Genomic DNA, 25036 nt, shown 5'->3' with positions numbered 1-25036 from the left:
CATCGTCCACGGATTCCCGGCGGGTCTCGCCCGCCCTCCACAGCCCGGCCGACGGCCGGCGCTGTACAACGCCAATCTAGGCGAACGGCGGCCCGGCTGTCCGCACTCAGCACGACCGAAATTCAACGGTCACGCGCGGGTACGGACGCCGGCCCTCCGTCGCGTCACTTCTTGGTGACGACGGCCTTCTCGATGGTGACGCCCTTCTTCGGCGCACCGTCGCCCGCGCCGCCCTCGACGCCGGCCTTCGCCACGTCCTCGACGGTCTTGAGGCCCGCCGCGTCGAAGGTGCCGAACGGGGTGTAGTTCGGGGGCAGCTTGGTGTCCTTGTAGACGAGGAAGAACTGGCTGCCGCCGGTGTTCGCACCCGCGTTGGCCATGGCGACCGTGCCCTTCGGGTACGTGACGGAGCCGTCCGCGCCCGCCTTGCCGAGGCCGTTCAGGTTCTCGTCCGGGATGACGTAGCCCGGGCCGCCGGTGCCGTCGCCCTTCGGGTCGCCGCACTGGAGCACGAAGATGCCCGAGGTGGTGAGGCGGTGGCACTTGGTGCCGTCGAAGTACTTCTTGTCCGCGAGGTGCTTGAAGGAGTTCACGGTGTGCGGGGCCTTGGCCGCGTCCATCGTGATCGTGATGTCGCCCTGGTTGGTCTTCAGGGCCATCGTGTACGAGGCCTTCTTGTCGATGGACATCGTCGGCTCGGGCTGCGAGGACGTGCTCTGCTCCGGGCTCGGCGTGTTCGTGGGCGAAGCCGCCGCGTTGTCGGAGCCCTTCTTGTCGTCGCCCGACAGCGCCACCGAGAGGTACACCGCGCCACCCGCGGCGAGCACCACCGCGAGCGAGGCCGCGATCACGCTGATGCGGCGCGACCTGCGCCGCGACTCCGCGCGCCGCTGCTGCTGACGCTGGTACTTGTCCCTGGCGAGCTGCCGCCGCCGCTGATCGCTGGTGACCACCGGGTCCGCTCCTTGTCGATCGTCTGTTCAGTCCTGGCCGGATGTGCCCGTACCGTATACGGGTTGGCTGTGGAATACGCAGCGCCGGTAGGCTCTGACCCGCTGCATTCCGTTTCGCCGCAGCCATCTGCCGGACGACAAATAAGGACGATCGTGCTGATTGCCGGGTTCCCCGCCGGGGCCTGGGGCACCAACTGTTACGTGGTCGCCCCCGCCGCAGGCGAGGAGTGCGTCATCATCGACCCGGGCCACCAGGCCGCCCAGGGAGTCGAGGAGACGCTCAGGAAGCATCGGCTCAAGCCCGTCGCCGTGGTCCTCACCCATGGCCACATCGACCATGTCGCCTCCGTCGTCCCGGTCTGCGGCGCCCATGACGTACCCGCGTGGATCCACCCGTCCGACCGGTACATGATGAGCGACCCGGAGAAGGCCCTCGGCCGTTCCATCGGGATGCCCCTCATGGGCGAGCTGACCGTCGGCGAGCCCGACGACGTGCGCGAGCTGACCGACGGCGCCCGGCTGGAGCTGGCGGGCCTTGAGCTCTCCGTCGCGCACGCGCCCGGCCATACCAAGGGGTCGGTGACCTTCCGGACCCCCGAGACCATGGAGATCCCCTCCGTGTTCTTCTCCGGGGACCTGCTGTTCGCCGGCTCCATCGGACGCACCGACCTGCCCGGCGGTGACATGGACGAGATGCTCGGATCGCTGGCCCGCGTGTGCCTGCCGCTCGACAACTCGACCGTGGTGCTGTCGGGGCACGGTCCCCAGACGACCATCGGCCAGGAGCGCGCCACCAACCCCTATCTGCGGCAGGTGGCGGCCGGCCTCGGGAGCACCCCTGACGCTCCCCGACGAGGAATGTGACGAGATCCACGTGAGCACCTTCAAGGCCCCCAAGGGCACGTACGACCTGATCCCGCCGTACTCGGCGAAGTACCTCGCGGTCCGCGAGGCGATCTCCGGCCCGCTGCGCACGGCCGGCTACGGCTATGTCGAGACCCCGGGCTTCGAGGACGTCAACCTCTTCGCCCGCGGCGTCGGCGAGTCCACCGACATCGTCACCAAGGAGATGTACGCCTTCGAGACCAAGGGCGGCGACAAGCTGGCCCTGCGCCCCGAGGGCACCGCCTCCGTGCTGCGCGCGGCCCTGGAGGCCAGCCTGCACAAGCAGGGCAACCTGCCGGTCAAGCTCTGGTACTCCGGCTCGTACTACCGCTACGAGCGCCCGCAGAAGGGCCGCTACCGCCACTTCTCGCAGGTGGGTGCCGAGGCGATCGGCGCCGAGGACCCGGCGCTGGACGCCGAGCTGATCATCCTGGCCGACCAGGCCTACCGCTCGCTCGGCCTGCGGAACTTCCGCATCCTGCTGAACTCGCTCGGCGACAAGGAGTGCCGCCCCGTCTACCGGGAGGCGCTCCAGGGCTTCCTGCGCGGCCTCGACCTGGACGAGGAGACCCTGCGCCGGGCCGAGATCAACCCGCTGCGCGTGCTCGACGACAAGCGCGAGGCCGTGCAGAAGCAGCTGGCCGACGCCCCGCTGCTTCGCGACTACCTGTGCGACGCGTGCAAGGCGTACCACGCGGAGGTGCGCGCGCTGATCACCGCGGCGGGCGTGGTCTTCGAGGACGACACCAAGCTGGTGCGCGGCCTGGACTACTACACCCGCACCACCTTCGAGTTCGTCCACGACGGCCTCGGCTCGCAGTCGGCGGTCGGCGGCGGCGGCCGCTACGACGGTCTCTCCGAGATGATCGGCGGCCCCGTGCTGCCCTCCGTGGGCTGGGCGCTCGGCGTGGACCGCACCGTCCTCGCGCTGGAGGCGGAGGGCGTGGAGCTCGACCTCCCGGCCGCCACCAGCGTCTTCGCGGTGGCCCTCGGCGAGGAGGCCCGCCGGGTGCTCTTCGGCAAGATCACCGAGCTGCGCAAGGCCGGGATCGCGGCCGACTTCTCCTTCGGCGGCAAGGGCCTGAAGGGCTCCATGAAGGACGCCAACCGCTCCGGCGCCCGCCTCGCGGTCGTCGCCGGCGAGCGGGACCTCGCCGAGGGCGTCGTCCAGCTCAAGGACATGGAGTCCGGCGAGCAGCAGCCGGTCGCCCTCGACGGACTGCTCGACGCGGTGAAGGCCAAGCTGGCCTGACCGCGCACGGTACGGAGGAGGGGCCCGGTCCGCGTCACGCGGCCGGGCCCCTCCCGTACGTCCGGGCCCCGCTTACCGCCCGCGAACGCGGCCCGTGGCACCCTGTGCGGCACAATGACCGTGCCCGGTCACGAACGAGCCCAGCGCGCGAGAAGAGCGAGTAGAGCGACATGACGAAAGCAGCGGCCGCGAACGAGACCGCCGTGCGGGAGGACCCCCGCACCATCGGCGCCAGCCGCGCCTTCGCCTGGCTCCTGGTGATCACCGGCGCCGCCGGTCTGCTCGCCGCGTGGATCATCACGATCGACAAGTTCAAGCTGCTCGAAGACCCGAACTTCACCCCGGGGTGCAGCCTCAACCCGATCGTCTCGTGCGGCAACATCATGAAGAGCGAGCAGGCCTCGGTCTTCGGCTTCCCGAACCCGATGCTCGGCCTCGTCACGTACGGCATGGTGATCGCGATCGGCGTGGGCCTGCTGGCCGGCGCCCGCTACCGGCGCTGGTACTGGCTCGGCCTCAACGCGGGCACGCTCTTCGGCGTCGGCTTCTGCACCTGGCTCATGTACCAGTCGCTGTACGAGATCAACTCGCTCTGCCTGTGGTGCTGCCTGGCCTGGGTCGCCACCATCGTCATGTTCTGGTACACCACCTCGCACAACGTGCGCCAGGGCGTGATCCGCGCCCCGGGCGGTGTGCGCACCTTCTTCGACGAGTTCACCTGGGTGCTGCCGGTGCTGCACATCGGCATCATCGGCATGCTGATCCTGACCCGCTGGTGGGACTTCTGGACCAGCTGACGGCGCCCGCGCTGTCAGTGCGGTGACCTAGGCTTCATGACCGTGGAGCCCGACCTCTTTACCGCAGCCGCCGAAGAACGCCAGGAGAAGGACCCGGCCAGCAGCCCGCTGGCCGTCCGGATGCGCCCGCGCACCCTCGACGAGGTGGTGGGCCAGCGGCACCTGCTCAAGCCGGGCTCGCCCCTGCGCCGCCTGGTCGGCGACGGCGGCGGCCCCGCCGGGGCCTCCTCAGTGATCCTGTGGGGCCCGCCCGGCATCGGCAAGACCACCCTCGCGTACGTGGTCTCCAAGGCCACCGACAAGCGCTTCGTGGAGCTCTCCGCGATCACGGCGGGGGTCAAGGAGGTCCGCGCGGTCATCGACGGCGCCCGGCGGGCCGTCGGGGGATACGGCAAGGAGACCGTCCTCTTCCTCGACGAGATCCACCGCTTCTCCAAGGCCCAGCAGGACTCCCTCCTGCCGGCCGTGGAGAACCGCTGGGTGACGCTGATCGCCGCCACCACGGAGAATCCGTACTTCTCGGTGATCTCCCCGCTGCTCTCCCGCTCCCTGCTGCTCACCCTGGAGCCGCTCACCGACGAGGACCTGAGCGGGCTCATGCGGCGGGCCCTGGAGGAGGAGCGCGGGCTCGGCGGGGCCGTGACCCTGCCCGAGGACGCCGAGGCCCATCTGCTGCGGATCGCCGGCGGCGACGCGCGGCGGGCCCTGACCGCCCTGGAGGCGGCAGCGGGTGCCGCCCTGGCCAAGGGGGAGCCGGAGATCACCCTGGAGACGGTCGAGGAGACCGTCGACCGGGCCGCCGTGACGTACGACCGGGACGGCGACCAGCACTACGACGTGGCCAGCGCCCTCATCAAGTCGATCCGCGGCTCGGACGTGGACGCGGCGCTGCACTACCTGGCCCGGATGATCGAGGCGGGCGAGGACCCGCGGTTCATCGCCCGGCGGCTGATGATCTCGGCGAGCGAGGACATCGGCCTCGCCGATCCGAACGCGCTGCCGCTCGCCGTGGCCGCCGCCCAGGCCGTCGCGATGATCGGCTTCCCGGAGGCGGCCCTGACCCTCAGCCACGCCACCATCGCCCTGGCCCTCGCGCCGAAGTCCAACGCGGCGACGAACGCGATCTTCGCGGCCCAGGCCGACGTCCGCAACGGCCTCGCGGGCCCGGTCCCGCCGCACCTGCGCGACGGGCACTACAAGGGCGCCGCCAAGCTGGGCCACGCCCAGGGGTACGTCTACCCGCACGACGTCCCCGGCGCCATCGCCTCGCAGCAGTACGCCCCGGACCCGGTCCACGGCAGGCGCTACTACGAGCCGACCCGCTACGGGGCGGAGGCGCGCTACGCGGACGTGGTGGAGAAGGTGCGGGAGCGCCTGAAGGGCGAGGGCGGCTAGGCCTCCCGTACGGGTCAGGAGCGGGCCGCCTCGAAGAGGCGGTGCATCTCCTGGCGCAGCCCGGAGACGTCCCGCACCGGCCCGGGGAAGTCGAAGCGCGCGTCGAAGCAGGAGTCGGGGCCGGCGCTGAAGCGGACCCGCAGCCCGAAGCGGTCCAGGGCGAGCGGGGCCACGTCCCGGTCGGGGACCAGGGTGGCCGCGTGCGCGCCGAGCAGCGAGGTCAGCTCGCGCAGCCGGTCGCCGTGGGCGGCGTGCAGATGCTGGAGCAGCTCGGTCTCGTGGATCCGCAGCGGATCGGGCTCGGCCGCCGCGAACTCCTCGGGGTCGACCTCGCCGCAGCCCCACAGGTCGTCGACGTTGGCGGCGCCGACCTCCAGGCGGAGCATCATCCGGCCGGGTTCGGCGATCCCGGGCACGCGGGTGAGCCAGCCGGAGATCCAGGCCCGGCCCCGGATCCGGTGGGGGACCGAGACGGGGGCGACGTCCGTGAGCTCCAGCACGACCGGCAGCTCGTCGTCCTGCGCGTGAGTGGCGGCCCGTACCGGCGCCGCGTCCGCCGGGTAGAGGAGGAAGATCTCGCCGTCGGGTCCGACCGCGCGGGCCTCGGGGGAGAGCTGCTCGGGGTGGTGACCGGGGGCCCCCGGAATCAGCAGCACCGCGGAGCATGTACTCTGTACGAGAGTTCGTGTGCGCTCGGCTGCTGACGGCATCCGTGCGAGATCAAGCCCGTTTGGACGCGGCTGACCATGAGCTGATCGGACCTCCGTCGCATCGATGCCCTCCACGGCTTCCGTGGATGAAATGGCGTCGGTCTTTGTGTTGCCGTCCGTGATGCGTGTGGTGTTCCCCGGGCGAGACATGCGATCTCCTTGAGTAAGGTGAGCCTAACCTAACCTACAACGGAGGTCTGGAGAACGTGCCTAACCAGTCGCGTCCCAAGGTCAAGAAGAGCCGTGCGCTCGGCATCGCGCTGACGCCGAAGGCTGTCAAGTACTTCGAGGCCCGCCCCTACCCGCCGGGCGAGCACGGCCGTGGCCGCAAGCAGAACTCGGACTACAAGGTCCGTCTGCTCGAGAAGCAGCGTCTGCGCGCCCAGTACGACATCAGCGAGCGCCAGATGGCGCGCGCCTACGACCGTGCCAAGAAGGCCGAGGGCAAGACGGGCGAGGCGCTGGTCGTCGAGCTCGAGCGTCGCCTCGACGCCCTGGTCCTGCGTTCGGGCATCGCCCGCACCATCTACCAGGCCCGCCAGATGGTCGTCCACGGCCACATCCAGGTCAACGGCACCAAGGTCGACAAGCCGTCGTTCCGCGTCCGTCCCGACGACGTCGTGATGGTCCGCGAGCGCAGCCGCACCAAGCCGCTGTTCGAGGTCGCCCGTGAGGGTGGCTTCGCCGCCGACGGTGAGACCCCGCGCTACCTGCAGGTCAACCTGAAGGCCCTGGCCTTCCGCCTCGACCGCGACCCGAACCGCAAGGAAATCCCGGTCATCTGCGACGAGCAGCTGGTCGTCGAGTACTACGCCCGCTGATCCCAGCACGGCAGTAGTACCGCACCCGCGGTCTCAGCCCGCCGCTTCCCCCGCCCTCACCGGTGGGGGAGCCGGCGGGCTTCCGCGTGTCCGGCGACCGTCGCCCGGGCACTGCGGAACGGCCGCGGCGCCGCCGCCCCGCCCCGCTGGCCGCGGATGGCCGGATCCCGACGCCCGCTGAGCGCCCGCTCCACCGCCTCGTCCAGCGACAGCGCCCGGCCCTCGCCGAACGCGGCACCGTAGCCCTCGCCGCCCAGCGCCTCGCCCGCCTGCCGCTCGCACAGCGCGCGCGGCCCGCCGAAATGGCCCGAGCCGAACAGCGGCAGCCCCACCGAGTCCCACATCGGCGCCGCCGCGCCCTGGAGCACCGCCGCCTCCCGCATGTCCCCCTCGGCCGCCCGCACCAGCGCGAGCAGCTCGATCGCCAGCACCAGACCCACCAGGTCGTGGAAGGCGTGGTCGATGGTGACGCACTCGGCGAGCAGCTCCCGCGCCCGCGCGTACTCCCCGTCGGTCAGCGCCGCGTACGCCAGGACATAGAGCGCGTACGCCCGCGTCCACCGCTCGCCCCGCTCCTCGCAGACCTCCCGGACCTCGACGCACAGCGCCACCGCGCCCTCCAGGTCGCCCTGGAACGCCCGCGCCATCGCCAGCTCGACCTGGGCCATCAGCACGTTGCTGTTCAGCTCGCCGAGCTCCCGGTACGACTCCAGGGCCCGCCCGATCAGCTCCTCGGCCCGCGGCATGTCGTCCGACAGCAGCGCCAGACACCCCATCCGGTGCGTCGCGTACGCCTGCGCCACCGCGTTGCCCGTGGCGCCCGCCCGCTCCCCGCACTCGTGCAGCGCCGCCACCGCCGCCGTCGGATCCCCTTGCAGGATCGCCACGTACCCCAGCACCCACAGCGCCTTCAGCCGCGCGTCCTCGTGCTCCGCGAGCGCCGGGAAGGCGCCCAGCGCCCGGTCGAGCCAGTGCCGGCCCTCCGACAGGCGCCCGCATCCCGCCCAGTAGAACCAGAGCGTGCCCGCCAGATGCTGGGCCAGCGGGACGTCCTCCGCCGACTCCAGACACAGCTCAAGCGCCGCCCGCAGATTCGGCAGCGCCACGTCCGTGACCGCCGCCACCTCCGCCTGCCGGGGGCTGAACCACTCCAGCTCGCACCAGGTGGCGAGCCCCATGTACCAGTCGCGGTGCCTGCGCCGCATCCGCTCGACGTCGCCGAGCGCAGCCAGCCACTCGGCCCCGTACGCCGCGACCGTGTCGAGCAGCCGGTAGCGCGGCCCCGCCGCCGACTCCTCCCGCGCCACCAGCGACTGCGCGAGCAGCTCGCCGAGGACGTCGAGCACCCGCTCCACCGGCAGCCCGGGCCCCGAGCAGACGTACTCCACCGCCTCCAGGTCGAAGGGGCCCGCGAACACCGAGAGCCGCGCCCACAGCAGGCGCTCCTCCGGGGTGCACAGCTCGTGGCTCCAGCCGATCGCCGTGCGCAGCGTCCGGTGCCGGGGCAGCGCGCCGCGCCGCCCGCCGTCGAGCAGCCGGAAGCGGTCGTCGAGCCGGTGGAGCACCTGCTCCACCGAGAGCAGCGGCAGGCGCCCGGCCGCCAGTTCCAGCGCGAGCGGGATGCCGTCCAGGCGCCGGCACAGCTCCCGCACCGGCTCGGGGGCGCCCAGCGGATGCCGCTCCGCCGACTCCGCCGCCCGCTCGGTGAGCAGCGCCACCGCGTCGGCCTCGTCCATCGGCGCGAGCGCCAGCACGGCCTCGCCGTCCACCCGCAGCGGGCGGCGGCCCACGGCCAGGACCGTGAGCCCGGGGCAGGACAGCAACAGCTCCCGCAGCAGCCCGGCGCAGGCGTCGACCAGGTGCTCGAAGCCGTCCACCACCAGCAGCAGCCGGAGGTCCGCGAGGTGCTCGGTCAGCACCTCCCGCGGGCCGCGCAGGGTGTGGTCGGTCAGACCGAGGGCCTCGACCAGGGCGTGGGCCACCAGCTCCGGGTCGCGCAGCGCGGACAGTTCCGCGAGCCGGACCCCGTCGGCGTAGCGTTTCTGCACGGCACTGGCGGTGCGCAGGGCCAGCCGCGTCTTGCCGACCCCGCCCACACCGACGACCGTGACCAGGCGGAACTCCTCGATGAGGCGGGTCAGTTCGTCCTGTTCGGAGGCCCGGCCCACGAACCGGTTGAGCTCCACAGGGAGATTGCTCCGTCGCATGGGACACGGAGCGTACTCATCCGCGCGCGCTCCGTACAATCGGACCGGCGCAACTCCCCTCCCGCGAGCGGTAATGCGGTACGGCGCGAGAGCTCCGGCGCGATAGGGTCGGAGGACTGATAAACAAGGGTCCGGCGTCCGTCGGAGTCCCGATGGCAAGAGCTGACAAGAGCGACAGCAGAGAGCGGTGCAGAGTGACCGGTGGAGAGGTTGCCGGGATCCTGGTGGCCGTGTTCTGGGCGATCCTGGTCTCCTTCCTCGCCGTGGTGCTGGTGAGGCTGGCGCAGACGCTCAAGGCGACCACCAAGCTGGTGGCGGACGTGACCGAACAGGCCGTCCCGCTGCTCGCCGACGCCTCCGCGACCGTGCGCTCCGCGCAGACCCAGCTCGACCGGGTCGACGCCATCGCCTCGGACGTCCAGGAGGTCACCTCCAACGCCTCCGCGCTGTCCACCACCGTCGCCTCCACCTTCGGCGGCCCCCTGGTCAAGGTCGCGGCCTTCGGCTACGGGGTCCGCAGGGCGATGAGCCGCGGCCGGCAGGACGCGCCGCCCGCGCCCGACCCGCGTACTGTGATCGTCGGTCGCACCGTGCCGTCCGCGAGGCGCCGGAAGCAGAAGGGCTGAGCACGATGTTCCGCCGTACGTTCTGGTTCACCGCCGGCGCGGCCGCCGGCGTCTGGGCCACCACCAAGGTCAACCGCAAGCTCAAGCAGCTGACCCCCGAGAGCCTCGCCGCCCAGGCGGCGGACAAGGCGATCGAGACCGGCCACCGGCTCAAGGACTTCGCCCTCGACGTGAGGGCGGGCATGCTGCAGCGCGAGGCCGAGCTCGGCTCGGCCCTCGGCCTGGACGCCCCGGCGGACCAGGACCCCGGCCGTGAACTCCCCGCGCCGCGCCGCAGGGCCGCGCTCGGGCCGCTCGCGGACCCCGGCACGACCACCCCGTATTCGTTTTCGTACAACCGGAATGAGGACCACTGATGGAGTCGGCTGAAATCCGCCGCCGCTGGCTGAGCTTCTTCGAGGAGCGCGGTCACACCGTCGTCCCTTCGGCGTCGCTCATCGCGGACGACCCGACTCTGCTGCTCGTCCCCGCGGGCATGGTGCCGTTCAAGCCCTACTTCCTGGGTGAGGTCAAGCCGCCCTTCACGCGCGCCTCCAGCGTGCAGAAGTGCGTCCGCACGCCGGACATCGAGGAGGTCGGCAAGACCACCCGGCACGGCACGTTCTTCCAGATGTGCGGCAACTTCTCCTTCGGCGACTACTTCAAGGAAGGCGCCATCAAGCTGGCCTGGGAGCTGCTGACCACCCCGGTCGAGCACGGCGGCTACGGGCTTGAGCCGGAGAAGCTCTGGATCACCGTCTACCAGGAGGACGACGAGGCCGAGCAGATCTGGCGCGACGTCGTCGGCGTCCCGGCCGAGCGCATCCAGCGCCTCGGCAAGAAGGACAACTACTGGTCCATGGGCGTCCCCGGCCCCTGCGGCCCCTGCTCCGAGATCAACTACGACCGCGGTCCGGAGTTCGGCGTCGAGGGCGGCCCGGCCGTCAACGACGAGCGGTACGTGGAGATCTGGAACCTGGTCTTCATGCAGTACGAGCGCGGCGAGGGCACGGGCAAGGACGACTTCCCGATCCTCGGCGAGCTGCCGTCGAAGAACATCGACACGGGCCTCGGCCTGGAGCGCCTGGCGATGATCCTCCAGGGCGTCCAGAACATGTACGAGACGGACACCCTCCAGGTCGTCATCGACAAGGCCACCGAGCTGACCGGTGTCGCCTACGGCAAGGCCCACGACAGCGACGTGTCGCTGCGTGTGGTCGCCGACCACATGCGCACCTCCGTGATGCTCATCGGCGACGGTGTCACCCCGGGCAACGAGGGCCGTGGTTATGTGCTGCGCCGCATCATGCGCCGCGCCGTGCGCAACATGCGTCTGCTCGGCGCCACCGGTCTGGTCGTGCAGGAGCTCGTCGACACCGTGATCGACACGATGGGCGAGCAGTACCCGGAGCTGGTCACCGACCGCAAGCGCATCGAGACCGTCGCGCTCGCCGAGGAGGCCGCGTTCCTCAAGGCCCTCAAGGGCGGCACGAACATCCTCGACACCGCGGTCACCGAGACCAAGGCCGCCGGCGGCACGATCCTCTCCGGTGACAAGGCGTTCCTGCTCCACGACACCTGGGGCTTCCCGATCGACCTCACCCTGGAGATGGCCGCCGAGCAGGGGCTGTCCGTGGACGAGGACGGCTTCCGCCGCCTGATGAAGGAGCAGCGGGACCGCGCCAAGGCCGACGCCCTGGCCAAGAAGACCGGTCACGCCGACGTCACCGCGTACCGCGAGATCGCCGACGGCAACGGCGCCACCGAGTTCACCGGCTACACCAACACCGAGGGCGAGACCACCGTCGTCGGTCTGCTGGTCAACGGCGTTCCCTCGCCGGCCGCCTCGGAGGGCGACGAGGTCGAGGTCGTCCTGGACCGCACCCCGTTCTACGCCGAGGGCGGCGGCCAGCTCGCCGACCAGGGCCGCATCAAGCTGCACTCCGGCGCGGTCATCGAGATCCGCGACGTGCAGCAGCCGGTCCCCGGTGTGTCCGTGCACAAGGGTTCGGTGCAGGTCGGCGAGGTGACCGTGGGCGCCACCGCCTACGCCGCCATCGACATCAAGCGCCGTCGGGCCATCGCCCGCGCCCACTCCGCCACCCACCTCACCCACCAGGCGCTGCGTGACGCGCTCGGCCCGACCGCCGCCCAGGCCGGTTCGGAGAACTCGCCGGGCCGTTTCCGCTTCGACTTCGGTTCGCCGAACGCCGTGCCCGGCGCGGTCCTGACCGACGTCGAGCAGAAGATCAACGAGGTCCTCTCGCGCGAGCTGGAGGTGCACGCCGAGGTCATGCCGATCGACGAGGCGAAGCGCCAGGGCGCCATCGCCGAGTTCGGCGAGAAGTACGGCGAGAAGGTCCGCGTGGTGACCATCGGCGACTTCTCCAAGGAGCTGTGCGGCGGCACCCACGTGCACAACACCGCCCAGCTGGGTCTGGTGAAGCTGCTCGGCGAGTCCTCCATCGGCTCCGGCGTGCGCCGTGTCGAGGCCCTCGTCGGCGTCGACGCGTACCACTTCCTCGCCCGTGAGCACACGGTCGTCGCCCAGCTCCAGGAGCTGGTCAAGGGACGTCCGGAGGAGCTGCCGGAGAAGGTCTCCGCGATGCTCGGCAAGCTGAAGGACGCCGAGAAGGAGATCGAGAAGTTCCGCGCGGAGAAGGTCCTCCAGGCCGCCGCCGGTCTGGTCGACTCCGCCAAGGACATCCGCGGCGTGGCCCTGGTCACCGGCCAGGTCCCGGACGGCACCGGCGCCGACGACCTGCGCAAGCTGGTCCTCGACGTGCGCGGCCGCATCTCCTCCGACCGTCCGGCGGTCGTGGCCCTGTTCACCACGGTCAACGGCAAGCCGCTGACGGTGATCGCCACCAACGAGGCCGCCCGTGAGCGCGGTCTCAAGGCCGGCGAGCTGGTCCGCACCGCGGCCAAGACCCTCGGCGGCGGCGGTGGCGGCAAGCCCGACGTCGCCCAGGGCGGCGGTCAGAACCCGCAGGCCGTCGGCGACGCCATCGAGGCCGTCGAGCGTCTCGTGGTGGAGACCGCGTGACGATGCGCCGCGGACGCCGTATCGCGGTCGACGTCGGGGACGCCCGGATCGGGGTCGCCTCGTGCGACCCCGACGGGGTCCTCGCCACGCCGGTGGAGACCGTGCCGGGGCGTGACGTCCCGGCCGCCCACCGGCGGCTGCGCCAGATCGTCGAGGAGTACGAGCCGATCGAGGTCGTCGTGGGCCTGCCCCGCTCGCTCAGCGGGCGGGAGGGTCCGGCCGCGACGAAGGTCCGGGCCTTCGCCGGGGAGATGGCCAAGGGCATCGCCCCGGTGCCGGTCCGGCTGGTCGACGAGCGGATGACCACGGTGACGGCGACCCAGGGGCTGCGCGCCTCCGGGGTGAAGTCCAAGAAGGGGCGGTCCGTCATCGATCAGGCCGCCGCTGTGATCATCCTGCAGAACGCTCTTGAGTCCGAACGGGTATCAGGTAATCCGCCCGGCGAGGGCGTCGAAGTGGTCATCTGATCGCGATACGGTAACGTTCCGCGCGATGCGGCGGTGTTCGAACAGCTGCCGCACTACGTAGAGGCGGATCGTCCGGAAGCCTCGCGGCTGTTTGGGGATCGATGACTGAGTATGGCCGGGGCCCAGGCTCCGAACCGTGGCACCCCACGGACCCGCTGTACGGGGACCAGGGGTGGGAAGGCCAGCAGCAGTATCCGCAGCAGGCGCAGCAGCAGTACGGGCAGCAGCAGTACGGACAGCAGGACCCGTACGGGCAGCAGCAGTACGGGCAGGCCTACGGCGGCGATCCCTACCAGCAGGCGCAGCAGCAGCATCAGCAGCCCCAGCAGCCGCACTATCCACAGGGGTACGGCGAACAGCAGTACGGGAACCCGGGCGGGTACGACACGCCCGGGTATCCCGCGCAGCAGTACGACGGCAACTGGGAGACCGGCCAGGCGGCGATGCAGTACAACGCCCCGCCCGCCGACCCCTACGGCGGCCAGCAGCCCGACCTCTACGGCACCCCCGAGGCGTACCCGCCGCCGCAGCCCCCGGGCCGCCGCCAGGTCCCGCCGCAGCAGCCGGTCACCGACTGGGAGGCGGAGGCGCAGCAGGAGCCGGAGGAGGATCACCCCTTCTTCACCGGTGAGGAGGCCCCGGCCCCGGTCCCGGCCGGAGAGCCCGGCGGCCGCCGCAGCCGTCGCGGCCGCCCCGCCGTCGAACACGAGGACGCCGACGCCCCCGAGGACACGTACGAGGAGTACGACGAGGAGCCCGAGAGCCCTCGCGGCCGCAGGGGCGGCAAGAACGGCAAGAACGGCAAGCGCAAGGCCAAGAACGGCATGGCCTGCCTGGTCGTGGCGCTCGTCATCGGCGGCGGCGTGGGCGGCGTCGGCTATGTCGGCTACAAGTTCTGGCAGGGCCAGTTCGGCGCGGCGCCCGACTACGCCGGCGAGGGCACCGGCTCCATCCAGATCGAGATCCCGCGTGGCGCCCTCGGCTCCGACATCGGCAACATCCTGAAGAAGGCGGGGGTCGTCAAGAGCGTCGACGCCTTCGTCTCCGCCCAGCAGAAGAACCCCAAGGGCGTCTCCATCCAGGACGGTGTCTATACCCTGAGGAAGGGGATGTCGGCCGAGAGCGCGGTCACGCTGATGCTCAGCCCGGCGAGCAAGTCCAACTTCGTCATCCCCGAGGGCAGCCGCAACGTCTGGGTGTACGCGCAGATCGACAAGCGGCTCGAACTGGACCCCGGCACGACGATGGGCGTCGCCAAGGCGAAGGCGAACGAGCTCGGCCTTCCCGACTGGGCGAAGAACCACAAGAACGTCAAGGACCCGCTGGAGGGCTTCCTCTTCCCGGCGAGCTACCCGGTGGCCAAGGGCAACAAGCCCGAGGACGTGCTCCGCAAGATGGTGAGCCGCGCGAACCAGGAGTACACGAAGCTGGAACTGGACGCCAAGGCGCGGGGACTGGGCGTCCAGAGTCCCTGGGAGCTCGTGACGATCGCCAGCCTGGTCCAGGCCGAGGGCATCTCGCACGAAGACTTCCGCAAGATGGCCGAGGTCGTCTACAACCGCCTCAATCCGTCGAACCCGCAGACCTTCGGCGGGCTCCAGTTCGACTCCTCGTACAACTACATCAAGAACCAGAGCAAGATCGACCTGACGCACGCGGAGCTGCGGACGTTCGACAACCCGTACAACACCTACTTCGTCAAGGGCCTGCCGCCCGGTCCGATCGGCAACCCCGGGATGGAGGCGCTGGAGGGCGCGCTGAACCCGACGAAGGACGGCTGGTACTACTTCATCTCGATCGACGGCAAGACCTCCAAGTTCACCAAGACGAACGAGGAGCACCAGAAGCTCGTCAAGGAATTCAACGAGTCGAGGAAGAACTGATGGCGACGGTACGACGCGCGGCCGTTCTCGGCTCGCCCATCGCGCACTCGCTCTCCCCGGTGCTGCACCGGGCCGCGTACCGGGAGCTCGGGCTCGACGACTGGTCCTACGACCGGTTCGAGGTGGACGAGGCTGCGCTGCCCGGGTTCGTGGCGGAGCTGGACGGGTCGTGGGCGGGGCTCTCGCTCACGATGCCGCTCAAGCGGGCGATCATCCCCCTGCTCGACGAGGTCACCGACACGGCGGCCTCCGTCGAGGCGGTCAACACCGTCGTGTTCACCGAGGACGGGCGCCGGATCGGCGACAACACCGACATCCCCGGCATCGTCGCCGCCCTGCGCGAGCGGGCCGTCGAGAAGGTGGATTCGGCCGCGATCCTCGGCGCCGGCGCCACCGCCTCCTCGGCGCTCGCCGCCCTGGCCGTGATCTGCTCGGGGCCCGTCACCGCGTACGTACGCAGCGAGGCGCGCGCGGAGGAGATGCGCGGCTGGGGCGAGCGGCTCGGCGTCGACGTGCGCACCGCCGCCTGGGACGACGCCGCCGAGGCCTTCGCGGCCCCGCTGGTCGTCGCCACCACGCCGGCCGGGACCACGGACGCCCTCGCGGCGGCCGTGCCCGACGCCCCCGGCACCCTCTTCGACGTGCTCTACGACCCGTGGCCCACCCGGATCGCCGCCGCCTGGTCGGCGCGCGGCGGCAAGGTGGTCGGCGGCCTCGACCTGCTGGTCCACCAGGCGGTGCTCCAGGTCGAGCAGATGACCGGGCGGGCTCCCGGGCCGCTGGCCGCGATGCGGGCGGCGGGGGAGCGGGCGCTCTCGGCGCGCTGACGGCGCGTGCTCCGGAGCTCGTGACGGGGGGTGGCCGAAACCCGACCCGACACCTGACAGATGCGTCCCGACCCCTGGACCGGCGATCGATCAGCCGCCCGGACGTGGGAGGATCAGGGCAGGCGGACCGGGGCCGCGCACCCAGGTCGCGCCGGAGCAGAGCCCAGGCGCGAGCATGAGGAGCATCGTTGAGCAGGCTGCGTTGGCTGACGGCGGGGGAGTCCCACGGACCCGCGCTGGTTGCAACCCTCGAAGGACTTCCCGCAGGCGTGCCGGTCACCACGGAACTGGTGGCCGACCACCTCGCGCGGCGGCGCCTCGGCTACGGGCGCGGCGCCCGGATGAAGTTCGAGCAGGACGAGGTCACCTTCCTCGGCGGAGTCCGCCACGGCCTCTCGCTCGGCTCCCCGGTGGCCGTCATGGTCGGCAACACCGAGTGGCCCAAGTGGGAGAAGGTCATGTCGGCGGACCCCGTCGACCCCGCGGAGCTCAAGGAGACGGGCCGCAACGCGCCCCTGACCCGGCCCCGCCCCGGCCACGCCGACCTGGCCGGCATGCAGAAGTACGGCTTCGACGAGGCCCGGCCGATCCTGGAGCGCGCCAGCGCCCGTGAGACCGCCGCCCGGGTCGCCCTCGGCGCCGTCGCCCGCTCCTTCCTGAAGGAGGCGGCCGGCATCGAGATCGTCTCCCACGTCGTGGAGCTCGCCGCCGCCAAGGCCCCGTACGGCGTCTACCCGACCCCCGCCGACGTCGAGAAGCTGGACGCCGACCCGGTGCGCTGCCTCGACGCCGACGCGTCGAAGGCGATGGTCGCCGAGATCGACCAGGCCCACAAGGACGGCGACACCCTCGGCGGCGTCGTCGAGGTGCTCGCCTACGGCGTGCCCGTCGGCCTCGGCTCGCACGTGCACTGGGACCGGCGCCTCGACGCCCGGCTCGCCGCCGCGCTCATGGGCATCCAGGCCATCAAGGGCGTCGAGGTCGGCGACGGCTTCGACCTCGCCCGGGTGCCCGGCTCCCAGGCCCACGACGAGATCGTCAAGGGCCCCGACGGCATCACCCGCTCCACCGGCCGCGCCGGTGGCACCGAGGGCGGTCTGACCACCGGCGAGCTGCTGCGCGTGCGCGCCGCGATGAAGCCCATCGCGACCGTGCCCCGCGCGCTCGCCACCGTCGACGTCGCCACCGGCGAGGTCGCCGCGGCCCACCACCAGCGCTCCGACGTCTGCGCCGTGCCCGCCGCCGGCATCGTCGCCGAGGCCATGGTCGCGCTCGTCCTCGCGGACGCCGTCGTGGAGAAGTTCGGCGGCGACAGCGTCCCCGAGACCCGCCGCAACGTGCGGTCGTACCTCGACAACCTCCACATCCGGTGACCGGCGGCCCGCTGGTCGTCCTCGTCGGCCCGATGGGCTCCGGCAAGTCCACGGTGGGCGCGCTGCTCGCCGGACGGCTCGGTGCCGCCTACCGCGACACCGACGCCGACATCGTCGCCGCCGAGGGACGCGAGATCTCCGACATCTTCGTCGAGGACGGCGAGGAGCACTTCCGCGCCCTGGAGCGGGAAGCCGTCCGCACCGCGGTCGCCGAGCACGAGGGCATCCTCGCGCTCGGCGGCGGCGCCGTGCTCGACCCGGGCACCCGCGCCCTGCTCGGGCCGCTGCCCGTCGCGTACCTCTCCATGGACGTCGAGGCGGCGGTCCGCCGCGTCGGGCTCGGCGCCGCGCGCCCGCTGCTCGCGGTCAACCCGCGCCGCCAGTGGCGCGAGCTGATGGACGCGCGCCGCCATCTGTACGAAGAAGTCGCGAGCGCCGTCGTCGCCACCGACGACCGCACGCCCGAAGAGGTCGCCGAGGCGATTCTCGACGCACTGGAGTTGAAGGACGTATGACGGACCAGAAGGTGACCCGGATCCAGGTCGGCGGCTCGGCGGGCACCGATCCGTACGAGGTGCTGGTCGGCCGGCAGCTGCTGGGCGAGCTCCCCACCCTCATCGGCCCGGGCGCCAAGCGGGTGGCCGTGATCCACCCCGAGGCGCTCGCCGAGACGGGCGAGGCGCTGCGCGCGGACCTCGCGGACCAGGGCTACGAGGCCGTGGCCATCCAGGTGCCCAACGCCGAGGAGGCGAAGACCGCCGAGGTCGCCGCCTACTGCTGGAAGGCGCTCGGCCAGACCGGTTTCACCCGCAGCGACATCATCGTGGGTGTCGGCGGCGGCGCCACCACCGACCTGGCCGGCTTCGTCGCCGCGACCTGGCTGCGGGGCGTGCGCTGGATCGCCGTGCCCACCACCGTGCTCGCGATGGTCGACGCGGCCGTCGGCGGCAAGACCGGCATCAACACCGCCGAGGGCAAGAACCTCGTCGGCGCCTTCCACCCGCCGGCCGGTGTGCTCTGCGACCTCGCGGCGCTCGACTCGCTGCCGGTGCACGACTACGTCAGCGGGCTCGCCGAGATCATCAAGGCCGGCTTCATCGCCGACCCGGTCATCCTCGACCTGATCGAGGGGGACCCGCAGGCCGCCCGCACCCCGGCAGGACCGCACACCGCCGAGCTCATCGTGCGGTCGATCCAGGTCAAGGCCGAGGTCGTCTCCGGCGACCTCAAGGAGGCCGGCCGCCGCGAGATCCTCAACTACGGGCACACCCTCGCCCACGCGATCGAGAAGAACGAGCGCTACAAGTGGCGCCACGGCGCCGCCGTCTCCGTCGGCATGGTCTTCGCCGCCGAGCTGGGCCGGCTCGCCGGACGCCTCGACGACGCCACCGCCGACCGGCACCGCGCCGTCCTGGAGTCGGTCGGGCTGCCGCTCACCTACCGCGGCGACCAGTGGCCCAAGCTGCTGGAGACCATGAAGGTCGACAAGAAGTCCCGCGGCGACCTGCTGCGCTTCATCGTCCTCGACGGCATCGGCAAGCCGACCGTCCTGGAGGGCCCCGACCCGGCCGTCCTGATCGCCGCCTACGGCGAGGTGTCCGCGTGAGCGAACCGCGCCGGGTCCTCGTCCTCAACGGTCCGAACCTGGGCCGGCTCGGCTCCCGTGAGCCCGACATCTACGGCGCCACCTCCTACAAGGGCCTGGTGGACTCCTGCCGGAGCCTCGGCGAGGAGCTGGGCTTCGACGTCGAGGTGCGCGAGACCAACGACGAGGGCGAGATGATCCGCTGGCTGCACGAGGCGGCGGACGGCTCGCTCCCGGTCGTGCTCAACCCCGGCGCGTTCACGCACTACTCGTACGGGATGCGCGACGCGGCCGCCCAGCGCACCGCGCCGCTCATCGAGGTGCACATCTCCAACCCGTACACCCGCGAGGAGTTCCGGCACACCTCGGTCGTCGCGGCCGTGGCGACCGGCACCATCGCCGGCTTCGGGATCGGCTCCTACCGGCTCGCCCTGCGCGCGCTCGCGGAGGAGACGACCGCCTGAGCACCGCCTGAACGTCGAACGAGAGCCCCGTCGGGGACCTCGTACCGCCCCCGGCCGTTTCCCCTCGGGAAGCCGGGGGCGGTAACGTTCCGGCAACAGTGGAAGCAAAAGGGGTACGGGACGGAGTGGGCACCGGGATGCAGCACGGCATGGGGGCTCCGTCGCCACCGCACCAGCCCGCCGACCCCTCGGCCTGGGCGCACGCCCCCGGCGCCGCTCAGGGCGCGCCACCTCCCGTTCCGCCCGCCCCGCAGCAGCACCCCTACCCGTACCCCGCCCCGCAGGGCGCGCCGCCGCCGGGACCGCCGCACGGCCCGCCGCCCGCGCCCGGCTGGACCAGCGCCCCCGTCACCGCCCATCCGCCGATGCCGCCCGTGGTGACCGGCACCGGGACCGCCACGCTCGCCGTGCTGCTCATCGGCCCGGCCGGCGCCGGAAAGACCACCGTCGCCCGCCACTGGGCGCGCCGCCGACGCGTCCCGACCGCCCACATCAGCCTCGACGACGTGCGCGAATGGGTGTGCTCCGGCTTCGCCGACCCCCAGGCCGGGTGGAACGAGAACTCCGAGGCCCAGTACCGCCTCGCCCGCCGCACCTGCGGCTTCTCCGCCCGCAACTTCCTCGCCAACGGCATCTCCTGCATCCTCGACGACGCCGTCTTCCCCGACTGGCCCGTCGTCGGCCTCGGCGGCTGGAAGCGCCATGTCGGCCCCGGGCTGCTCCCCGTCGTCCTGCTGCCCGGCCTCGACGTGGTCCTGGAGCGCAACGCCGAGCGCAGCGGCAACCGGCGCCTGTCGGACGAGGAGGTCGCGGCCATCCACGGCCGGATGGCCGGCTGGTACGGCTCAGGACTGCCGATCATCGACAATTCGACGTACGACGTGGAGACCACCGCCCGGGTCCTGGACGACGTCCTGGCCCGCGCCATCGCGAGCCCGCCGGCCGGCTGACGGACCCGCCCCGGTCGGACCCGCTGAACAGGCCAGGTCGAGCGGCCGCTCGTACGCTCGGAACATGTCAGAGGTGTATGCGGACCGCCGGATGCGACTGCGCGATCGGTGCGCGGCCGCGGGCAGCCCGGCGGCCCTGGTCTCCCGCCCCGCCAACGTCCGCTATCTCAGCGGCGGTTCGCCCGCCGGGGCCGTGCTGCTGCTCGGCCCCGAGGAGGACGTGCTGCTCTGCCCGACCGCCCCGGGCGCCGATCCGGCCGACGGGCGGCTCGACGAGCTGCTGCGCCAGCTGCTGCTGCCCACCGGCGGCGGGGACCCGGCGGTCGCGGCCGTCGACTTCGTCCGCAAGGCCGGGGCGGACGCCCTCGCCGTCGAGGAGCACCATCTGACCGTCGCCCGGCACCGGGCGATGGGTTCCGTCGCGCCCGGCGTGCGCCTCGCCGATCTGGCGAGCGCCGTGGAGCAGCTGAGGATCGTCAAGGACGAGGACGAGATCACCTGTCTGCGGATCGCCGCCGAGATCGCCGACCAGGCCCTCGGCGAGCTCCTGGAGTCGATCCTGGTCGGCAGGACCGAGCGCCACCTCGCCCTGGAGCTGGAGCGGCGCCTCGTCGACCACGGCGCCGACGGCCCCGCCTTCCCCACCTCGGTGGCCACCGGGCCGCACTCCGGGCGGGCCGGGCACCGGCCCACCGACCGACGGGTCGAGGAAGGGGACTTCCTCTCCGTCTGTCTGGGGGCGAACTATCGCGGATACCGTTGCGAGATCGGTCGTACCTTCGTGATCGGGACCACTCCCGCCGACTGGCAGATCGAGCTGTACGACGTCGTCTTCGCCGCTCAGCGGGCCGGCCGGGAGGCCCTCGCACCCGGCGCGGAGTACCGCGACATCGACCGCGCGGCCCGGCAGATTCTCGTCGCGGCGGGCCATGGTGACGTCGGCGCACCCCTCACCGGGCACGGTGTGGGCCTGGAAATCGACGAGGACCCGCAGCTCGCACCCGCGGCCATGGGTAAACTGGACGCTTGTGTGCCGGTCACCGTCGAACCGGGGGTCCACCTCCCGGGCCGGGGCGGGGTCCGGATCGATGACACGCTCGTCGTACGCCAGGAGGCGGACGGCGGACCCGAGCTACTCACCATCACGACCAAGGAGCTGCTCGCGCTGTAGGGCGCGTACGCCTCCCAGGTCCACGTCAGTCCAGGAGATTCCGCAACCGTGGCTTCCACGAACGACCTCAAGAACGGCATGGTGCTCAAGCTCGACGGGGGCCAGCTCTGGTCCGTCGTCGAGTTCCAGCACGTCAAGCCCGGCAAGGGCCCGGCCTTCGTGCGCACCAAGCTCAAGCACGTGCTCTCCGGCAAGGTCGTCGACAAGACCTTCAACGCTGGTACGAAGGTCGACACCGCCACCATCGACCGCCGTGACATGCAGTTCTCCTACATGGACGGCGAGTACTTCGTCTTCATGGACATGGAGACCTACGACCAGCTGCACATCGACCGGAAGAACGTCGGCGACGCCGCCAACTTCCTCATCGAGGGCTTCAGCGCCTCGGTCGCGCAGCACGAGGGCGAGGTGCTCTACGTCGAGCTCCCGGCCGCCGTCGAGCTGACCATCCAGCACACCGACCCGGGTGTCCAGGGCGACCGCTCCACCGGTGGCACCAAGCCCGCCACCCTGGAGACCGGCCACGAGATCCAGGTCCCGCTCTTCATCACCACCGGTGAGAAGGTCAAGGTCGACACCCGCTCCAGCGCCTACCTCGGCCGGGTGAACAGCTAACCGTGGCCGCCCGGAGCAAGGCCCGCAGGAGGGCCTTCCAGATCCTGTTCGAGGCCGACCAGCGCGGTACCTCGGTCCAGGAGGTCCTCGCGGACCAGGTCCGGCTCGCCCGGTCGGACGACCACCAGCCGCCGGTCAACGACTTCACCATGCAGCTGGTCGAGGGGTACGCGTCGCACGTGGCCCGCATCGACGAGCTCATCGCGACCTACGCGGTGGACTGGGACCTCGACCGGATGCCCGTCGCCGACCGGAACATCGTGCGCCTCGGCGCGTACGAGCTGATCTGGGAGGACGGCACCCCCGACGCGGTGGCGATCGACGAGGCGGTGCAGCTCGCCAAGGAGTTCTCCACGGACGAGTCGCCCTCCTTCGTCAACGGTCTGCTCGCGCGCTTCAAGGACCTGAAGCCGCGCCTGCGCCGGGACGCGGACGCCTAGTCCGCTCCCGCAGCCGTCCGTACGGCAGTCGAAGGGGCCCGCAGCACTCGGTGCTGCGGGCCCCTTCGCCGTACCGGCGGGCTCGCGTCCCCCAGAGGGGCGTCAGGAGGCTGGTACGAAAGCGCCGGGCCCCCGGGAGTCGGAGCGACTCCCGGGGGCCCGGCGGCACGTTTCTGCGCTGATACGAGGCTTCCGACCCCCGAGGGGTCAGTTGTCCTCGTGGGCGACGGCGCGGCGCGCGTCCGCGTCCAGGACGCCCCAGCTGATCAGCTGCTCGGTGAGGACCGAGGGGGACTGGTCGTAGATCACGGCGAGGGTGCGCAGGTCGTCCTGGCGGATCGACAGCACCTTGCCGTTGTAGTCGCCGCGCTGCGACTGGATGGTCGCCGCGTAGCGCTGGAGGGGGCCGGCCTTCTCGGCGGGGACGTGGGCGAGGCGCTCCAGGTCCAGGACCAGCTTCGGCGGCGGCTCGGCGGCCCCGCCCGGCGTGGTGCCCGGCAGCAGCTCCTGCACCGGGACCCCGTAGAAGTCCGCGAGCTCGGCAAGACGCTGCACGGTCACGGCGCGGTCGCCGCGCTCGTACGAACCGACCACGACCGCCTTCCAGCGGCCCTGGGACTTCTCCTCCACACCGTGGAGGGAGAGGCCCTGCTGGGTGCGGATCGCACGGAGTTTGGCCCCGAGCTGCTTTGCGTATTCGCTGGACATAACGCTCCCGGACGCTGTGACGATTGCGGCGGCGCCGCGCGGCTGGTAACTCACTGTGAGGTTACGCAGCGTGACACTCTCCCGTCAAGCCGAATGGTCCATACCGACCTCTCCCGGGGGACGGCGCCCGGAGTGGCGCGAGGGTGGTGAGCAGGGCACCCGCCCGCCCCTGGTAACGTGGATGCCGCAATTCCGACGTCCTTTAAGGTCCGTCCCGTGAGGCGGAGAAGGAGGTCCGTTTCATATGGACGCACAGCAGCAGGCACAGCAGCAGACCGATGCCCGGCCCGTTCTCGAGGCCCCGGACATCGCGCGGGTCCTGACCCGCATCGCCCACGAGATCGTCGAGCGCGCCAAGGGCGCCGACGACGTGGTCCTCCTCGGCATCCCGACCCGCGGCGTCTTCCTCGCCCGCCGGCTCGCCGAGAAGCTGGAGGCGATCACCGGCGCCAAGGTCCCGGTCGGTTCCCTCGACATCACGATGTACCGCGACGACCTGCGGATGAAGCCGGCGCGCGCCCTCGGCCGCACCGAGATCCCGGGTGACGGCATCGACGGCCGCCTGGTGATCCTCGTCGACGACGTGCTCTTCTCCGGCCGCACCATCCGCGCCGCCCTCGACGCCCTCGGCGACATCGGCCGCCCCCGCGCGGTCCAGCTCGCCGTCCTCGTCGACCGCGGCCACCGCGAGCTTCCGATCCGCGCCGACTACGTCGGCAAGAACCTCCCCACGTCGCTGCGGGAGACGGTCAAGGTCCAGCTCGCCGAGGAGGACGGTCGCGACACCGTGCTGCTCGGCAGCAAGCCCGCCTCCTAGCCGGACCGGCCCCCGACGGGTCCGGGGCACAGCCCTGCGCACCCGTATGCCCTCACCCTCCCCACCCCGGAGAGAAACCCCGATGATGCGTCACCTCATCTCGGCCGCCGACCTCACCCGCGACGACGCCGTCCTCATCCTCGACACCGCCGAGGAGATGGCCCGGGTGGCCGACCGGCCGATCAAGAAGCTGCCGACCCTGCGCGGCCGCACGATCTGCAACCTCTTCTTCGAGGACTCCACGCGGACCCGGATCTCCTTCGAGGCCGCCGAGAAGCGCCTCTCCGCCGATGTGATCAACTTCGCGGCCAAGGGCTCCAGCGTCTCCAAGGGCGAGTCGCTCAAGGACACCGCGCAGACCCTGGAGGCGATGGGCGTCGACGCGGTCGTCATCCGGCACAGCGCCTCCGGCGCCCCGTACCGCCTGGCCACCTCCGGCTGGATCGACGCCCCGGTGATCAACGCGGGCGACGGCACCCACCAGCACCCCACCCAGGCCCTGCTGGACGCCTTCACCATGCGCCGCCGCCTGGTCGGCCGCGACACCGGACTCGGCAAGGACCTGGAGGGCAAGCGCATCACGCTGGTCGGCGACGTCCTGCACAGCCGGGTCGCCCGCTCCAACGTCGACCTGCTGCACACCCTCGGCGCCGAGGTCACCCTGGTGGCCCCGCCCACGCTGGTCCCCGTCGGCGTGGAGAGCTGGCCCTGCGAGGTCTCGTACGACCTCGACAGTGTGCTGCCGAAGTCCGACGCGGTGATGATGCTGCGTGTGCAGCGCGAGCGGATGAACGCCGCCTTCTTCCCGACCGAGCGCGAGTACTCGCGCCGCTACGGGCTGAACGGCGAGCGGATGGCGAAGATGCCCGAGCACGCCATCGTCATGCACCCCGGCCCCATGGTCCGCGGCATGGAGATCACCGCCGAGGTCGCCGACTCCGACCGCTGCACGGTCGTCGAGCAGGTCGCCAACGGCGTCTCCATCCGCATGGCCGTCCTCTACCTGCTGCTCGGCGGCTACGAGCCCGCCGCCACCGCCACCCCCCGCACCGAGGAGAACTGAAC

At 71.6% G+C, this 25036-nt stretch carries 25 protein-coding genes; 21 read left to right on the top strand and 4 right to left on the bottom strand.

The genetic code is table 11. The annotated features are described in order from the left end of the window. Window positions 1-164 precede the first annotated feature (164 nt). Window positions 165-953: a peptidylprolyl isomerase gene (locus ABTZ54_RS25855; RefSeq protein ID WP_351667400.1), complete on the bottom strand. Its 789-nt coding sequence runs from the start codon at window positions 951-953 to the stop codon at window positions 165-167. A gap of 153 nt (window positions 954-1106) precedes the next feature. Between ABTZ54_RS25855 and ABTZ54_RS25850 the strand changes: the two genes are divergently transcribed. The 4 genes from ABTZ54_RS25850 to ABTZ54_RS25835 all read left to right on the top strand — a co-directional run bounded on the left by ABTZ54_RS25850 (window position 1107) and on the right by ABTZ54_RS25835 (window position 5282). Next, complete coding sequence (locus ABTZ54_RS25850; RefSeq protein ID WP_351667398.1) at window positions 1107-1817, top strand: MBL fold metallo-hydrolase; 711 nt, start codon at window positions 1107-1109, stop codon at window positions 1815-1817. A gap of 10 nt (window positions 1818-1827) precedes the next feature. Beyond that, window positions 1828-3090: a histidine--tRNA ligase gene (hisS, locus tag ABTZ54_RS25845; RefSeq protein WP_351667396.1), complete on the top strand. Its 1263-nt coding sequence runs from the start codon at window positions 1828-1830 to the stop codon at window positions 3088-3090. 170 nt (window positions 3091-3260) lie between these two features. Next, on the top strand, window positions 3261-3887 hold the full coding sequence (locus ABTZ54_RS25840) for a vitamin K epoxide reductase family protein (RefSeq protein WP_351667394.1): 627 nt from the start codon (window positions 3261-3263) through the stop codon (window positions 3885-3887). Between the two features lie 42 nt (window positions 3888-3929). Continuing rightward, complete coding sequence (locus ABTZ54_RS25835; RefSeq protein WP_351667442.1) at window positions 3930-5282, top strand: replication-associated recombination protein A; 1353 nt, start codon at window positions 3930-3932, stop codon at window positions 5280-5282. 14 nt (window positions 5283-5296) lie between these two features. On the opposite strand, the gene ABTZ54_RS25830 is transcribed toward ABTZ54_RS25835, so the two are convergent. Continuing rightward, window positions 5297-5992, bottom strand: a complete 696-nt coding sequence (locus ABTZ54_RS25830) for a DUF2470 domain-containing protein (RefSeq protein ID WP_351667392.1) — start codon at window positions 5990-5992, stop codon at window positions 5297-5299. 206 nt (window positions 5993-6198) lie between these two features. Between ABTZ54_RS25830 and rpsD the strand changes: the two genes are divergently transcribed. Further along, complete coding sequence (gene rpsD / locus ABTZ54_RS25825) at window positions 6199-6813, top strand: 30S ribosomal protein S4 (RefSeq protein WP_046907488.1); 615 nt, start codon at window positions 6199-6201, stop codon at window positions 6811-6813. Window positions 6814-6869: 56 nt separating this feature from the next. Here the strand turns inward: rpsD and ABTZ54_RS25820 are convergent, their stop codons facing one another. Further along, on the bottom strand, window positions 6870-9020 hold the full coding sequence (locus tag ABTZ54_RS25820) for an ATP-binding protein (RefSeq protein WP_351667390.1): 2151 nt from the start codon (window positions 9018-9020) through the stop codon (window positions 6870-6872). Between the two features lie 194 nt (window positions 9021-9214). Here ABTZ54_RS25820 and ABTZ54_RS25815 point away from each other — a divergent pair, with 194 nt between their 5' ends. The 14 genes from ABTZ54_RS25815 to nusB all read left to right on the top strand — a co-directional run bounded on the left by ABTZ54_RS25815 (window position 9215) and on the right by nusB (window position 22446). Next, window positions 9215-9646 (top strand): DUF948 domain-containing protein, encoded by a 432-nt coding sequence (locus tag ABTZ54_RS25815; RefSeq protein ID WP_351667388.1) that lies wholly within the window; start codon window positions 9215-9217, stop codon window positions 9644-9646. A 5-nt stretch (window positions 9647-9651) separates the two neighbouring features. Further along, on the top strand, window positions 9652-10002 hold the full coding sequence (locus ABTZ54_RS25810; protein ID WP_351667386.1) for a hypothetical protein: 351 nt from the start codon (window positions 9652-9654) through the stop codon (window positions 10000-10002). Continuing rightward, a complete protein-coding gene (gene alaS, locus ABTZ54_RS25805) occupies window positions 10002-12671 on the top strand; it encodes an alanine--tRNA ligase (RefSeq protein WP_351667384.1) in 2670 nt (889 codons plus the stop codon). The genes ABTZ54_RS25810 and alaS overlap by 1 nt, the downstream gene beginning before the upstream one ends. Window positions 12672-12673: 2 nt before the next feature. Beyond that, window positions 12674-13138: a Holliday junction resolvase RuvX gene (gene ruvX, locus ABTZ54_RS25800; protein ID WP_351667440.1), complete on the top strand. Its 465-nt coding sequence runs from the start codon at window positions 12674-12676 to the stop codon at window positions 13136-13138. A gap of 101 nt (window positions 13139-13239) precedes the next feature. Beyond that, the gene (gene mltG, locus ABTZ54_RS25795) at window positions 13240-15021 is read left to right on the top strand and encodes an endolytic transglycosylase MltG (RefSeq protein WP_351667382.1); all 1782 of its coding nucleotides are present in this window, start codon (window positions 13240-13242) and stop codon (window positions 15019-15021) included. Beyond that, the gene (locus tag ABTZ54_RS25790; RefSeq protein ID WP_351667380.1) at window positions 15021-15848 is read left to right on the top strand and encodes a shikimate dehydrogenase; all 828 of its coding nucleotides are present in this window, start codon (window positions 15021-15023) and stop codon (window positions 15846-15848) included. The genes mltG and ABTZ54_RS25790 overlap by 1 nt, the downstream gene beginning before the upstream one ends. 188 nt (window positions 15849-16036) lie before the next feature. Next, window positions 16037-17221: a chorismate synthase gene (gene aroC, locus ABTZ54_RS25785; protein WP_351667378.1), complete on the top strand. Its 1185-nt coding sequence runs from the start codon at window positions 16037-16039 to the stop codon at window positions 17219-17221. Then, window positions 17218-17736 carry a shikimate kinase gene (locus ABTZ54_RS25780; protein WP_351667376.1) on the top strand — a complete coding sequence of 173 codons (519 nt, stop codon included), beginning with the start codon at window positions 17218-17220 and terminating at the stop codon, window positions 17734-17736. Before aroC ends, ABTZ54_RS25780 begins: the two co-directional genes overlap by 4 nt. Beyond that, complete coding sequence (aroB, locus tag ABTZ54_RS25775; protein WP_351667374.1) at window positions 17733-18827, top strand: 3-dehydroquinate synthase; 1095 nt, start codon at window positions 17733-17735, stop codon at window positions 18825-18827. Before ABTZ54_RS25780 ends, aroB begins: the two co-directional genes overlap by 4 nt. Further along, window positions 18824-19270, top strand: a complete 447-nt coding sequence (aroQ, locus tag ABTZ54_RS25770; RefSeq protein ID WP_351667372.1) for a type II 3-dehydroquinate dehydratase — start codon at window positions 18824-18826, stop codon at window positions 19268-19270. Before aroB ends, aroQ begins: the two co-directional genes overlap by 4 nt. 137 nt (window positions 19271-19407) lie before the next feature. Beyond that, window positions 19408-20220, top strand: a complete 813-nt coding sequence (locus ABTZ54_RS25765) for an AAA family ATPase (RefSeq protein ID WP_351667370.1) — start codon at window positions 19408-19410, stop codon at window positions 20218-20220. Between the two features lie 64 nt (window positions 20221-20284). Next, window positions 20285-21391 carry an aminopeptidase P family protein gene (locus tag ABTZ54_RS25760; RefSeq protein ID WP_351667368.1) on the top strand — a complete coding sequence of 369 codons (1107 nt, stop codon included), beginning with the start codon at window positions 20285-20287 and terminating at the stop codon, window positions 21389-21391. A gap of 48 nt (window positions 21392-21439) precedes the next feature. Further along, entirely contained in the window at window positions 21440-22006 is a 567-nt protein-coding gene (efp, locus tag ABTZ54_RS25755; protein ID WP_351667366.1) for an elongation factor P, read from the top strand. A 2-nt stretch (window positions 22007-22008) separates the two neighbouring features. Further along, window positions 22009-22446: a transcription antitermination factor NusB gene (nusB, locus tag ABTZ54_RS25750; protein ID WP_351667364.1), complete on the top strand. Its 438-nt coding sequence runs from the start codon at window positions 22009-22011 to the stop codon at window positions 22444-22446. A 207-nt stretch (window positions 22447-22653) separates the two neighbouring features. On the opposite strand, the gene bldD is transcribed toward nusB, so the two are convergent. After that, a complete protein-coding gene (bldD, locus tag ABTZ54_RS25745; RefSeq protein WP_046907471.1) occupies window positions 22654-23154 on the bottom strand; it encodes a transcriptional regulator BldD in 501 nt (166 codons plus the stop codon). A gap of 244 nt (window positions 23155-23398) precedes the next feature. On the opposite strand from bldD, the gene pyrR reads away from it, so the two are divergent. Both pyrR and ABTZ54_RS25735 read left to right on the top strand, forming a co-directional pair. Beyond that, window positions 23399-23971, top strand: a complete 573-nt coding sequence (gene pyrR / locus ABTZ54_RS25740) for a bifunctional pyr operon transcriptional regulator/uracil phosphoribosyltransferase PyrR (protein WP_351667362.1) — start codon at window positions 23399-23401, stop codon at window positions 23969-23971. Between the two features lie 82 nt (window positions 23972-24053). Then, window positions 24054-25034, top strand: coding sequence for an aspartate carbamoyltransferase catalytic subunit (locus ABTZ54_RS25735; RefSeq protein WP_351667360.1), 981 nt, complete (start codon window positions 24054-24056; stop codon window positions 25032-25034). Window positions 25035-25036: the final 2 nt, after the last annotated feature.

It is taken from the genome of Streptomyces sp. NPDC094032 (assembly GCF_040303965.1).
Classification (GTDB): domain Bacteria; phylum Actinomycetota; class Actinomycetes; order Streptomycetales; family Streptomycetaceae; genus Streptomyces.
This window is presented reverse-complemented; position numbering and strand designations above follow the sequence as displayed.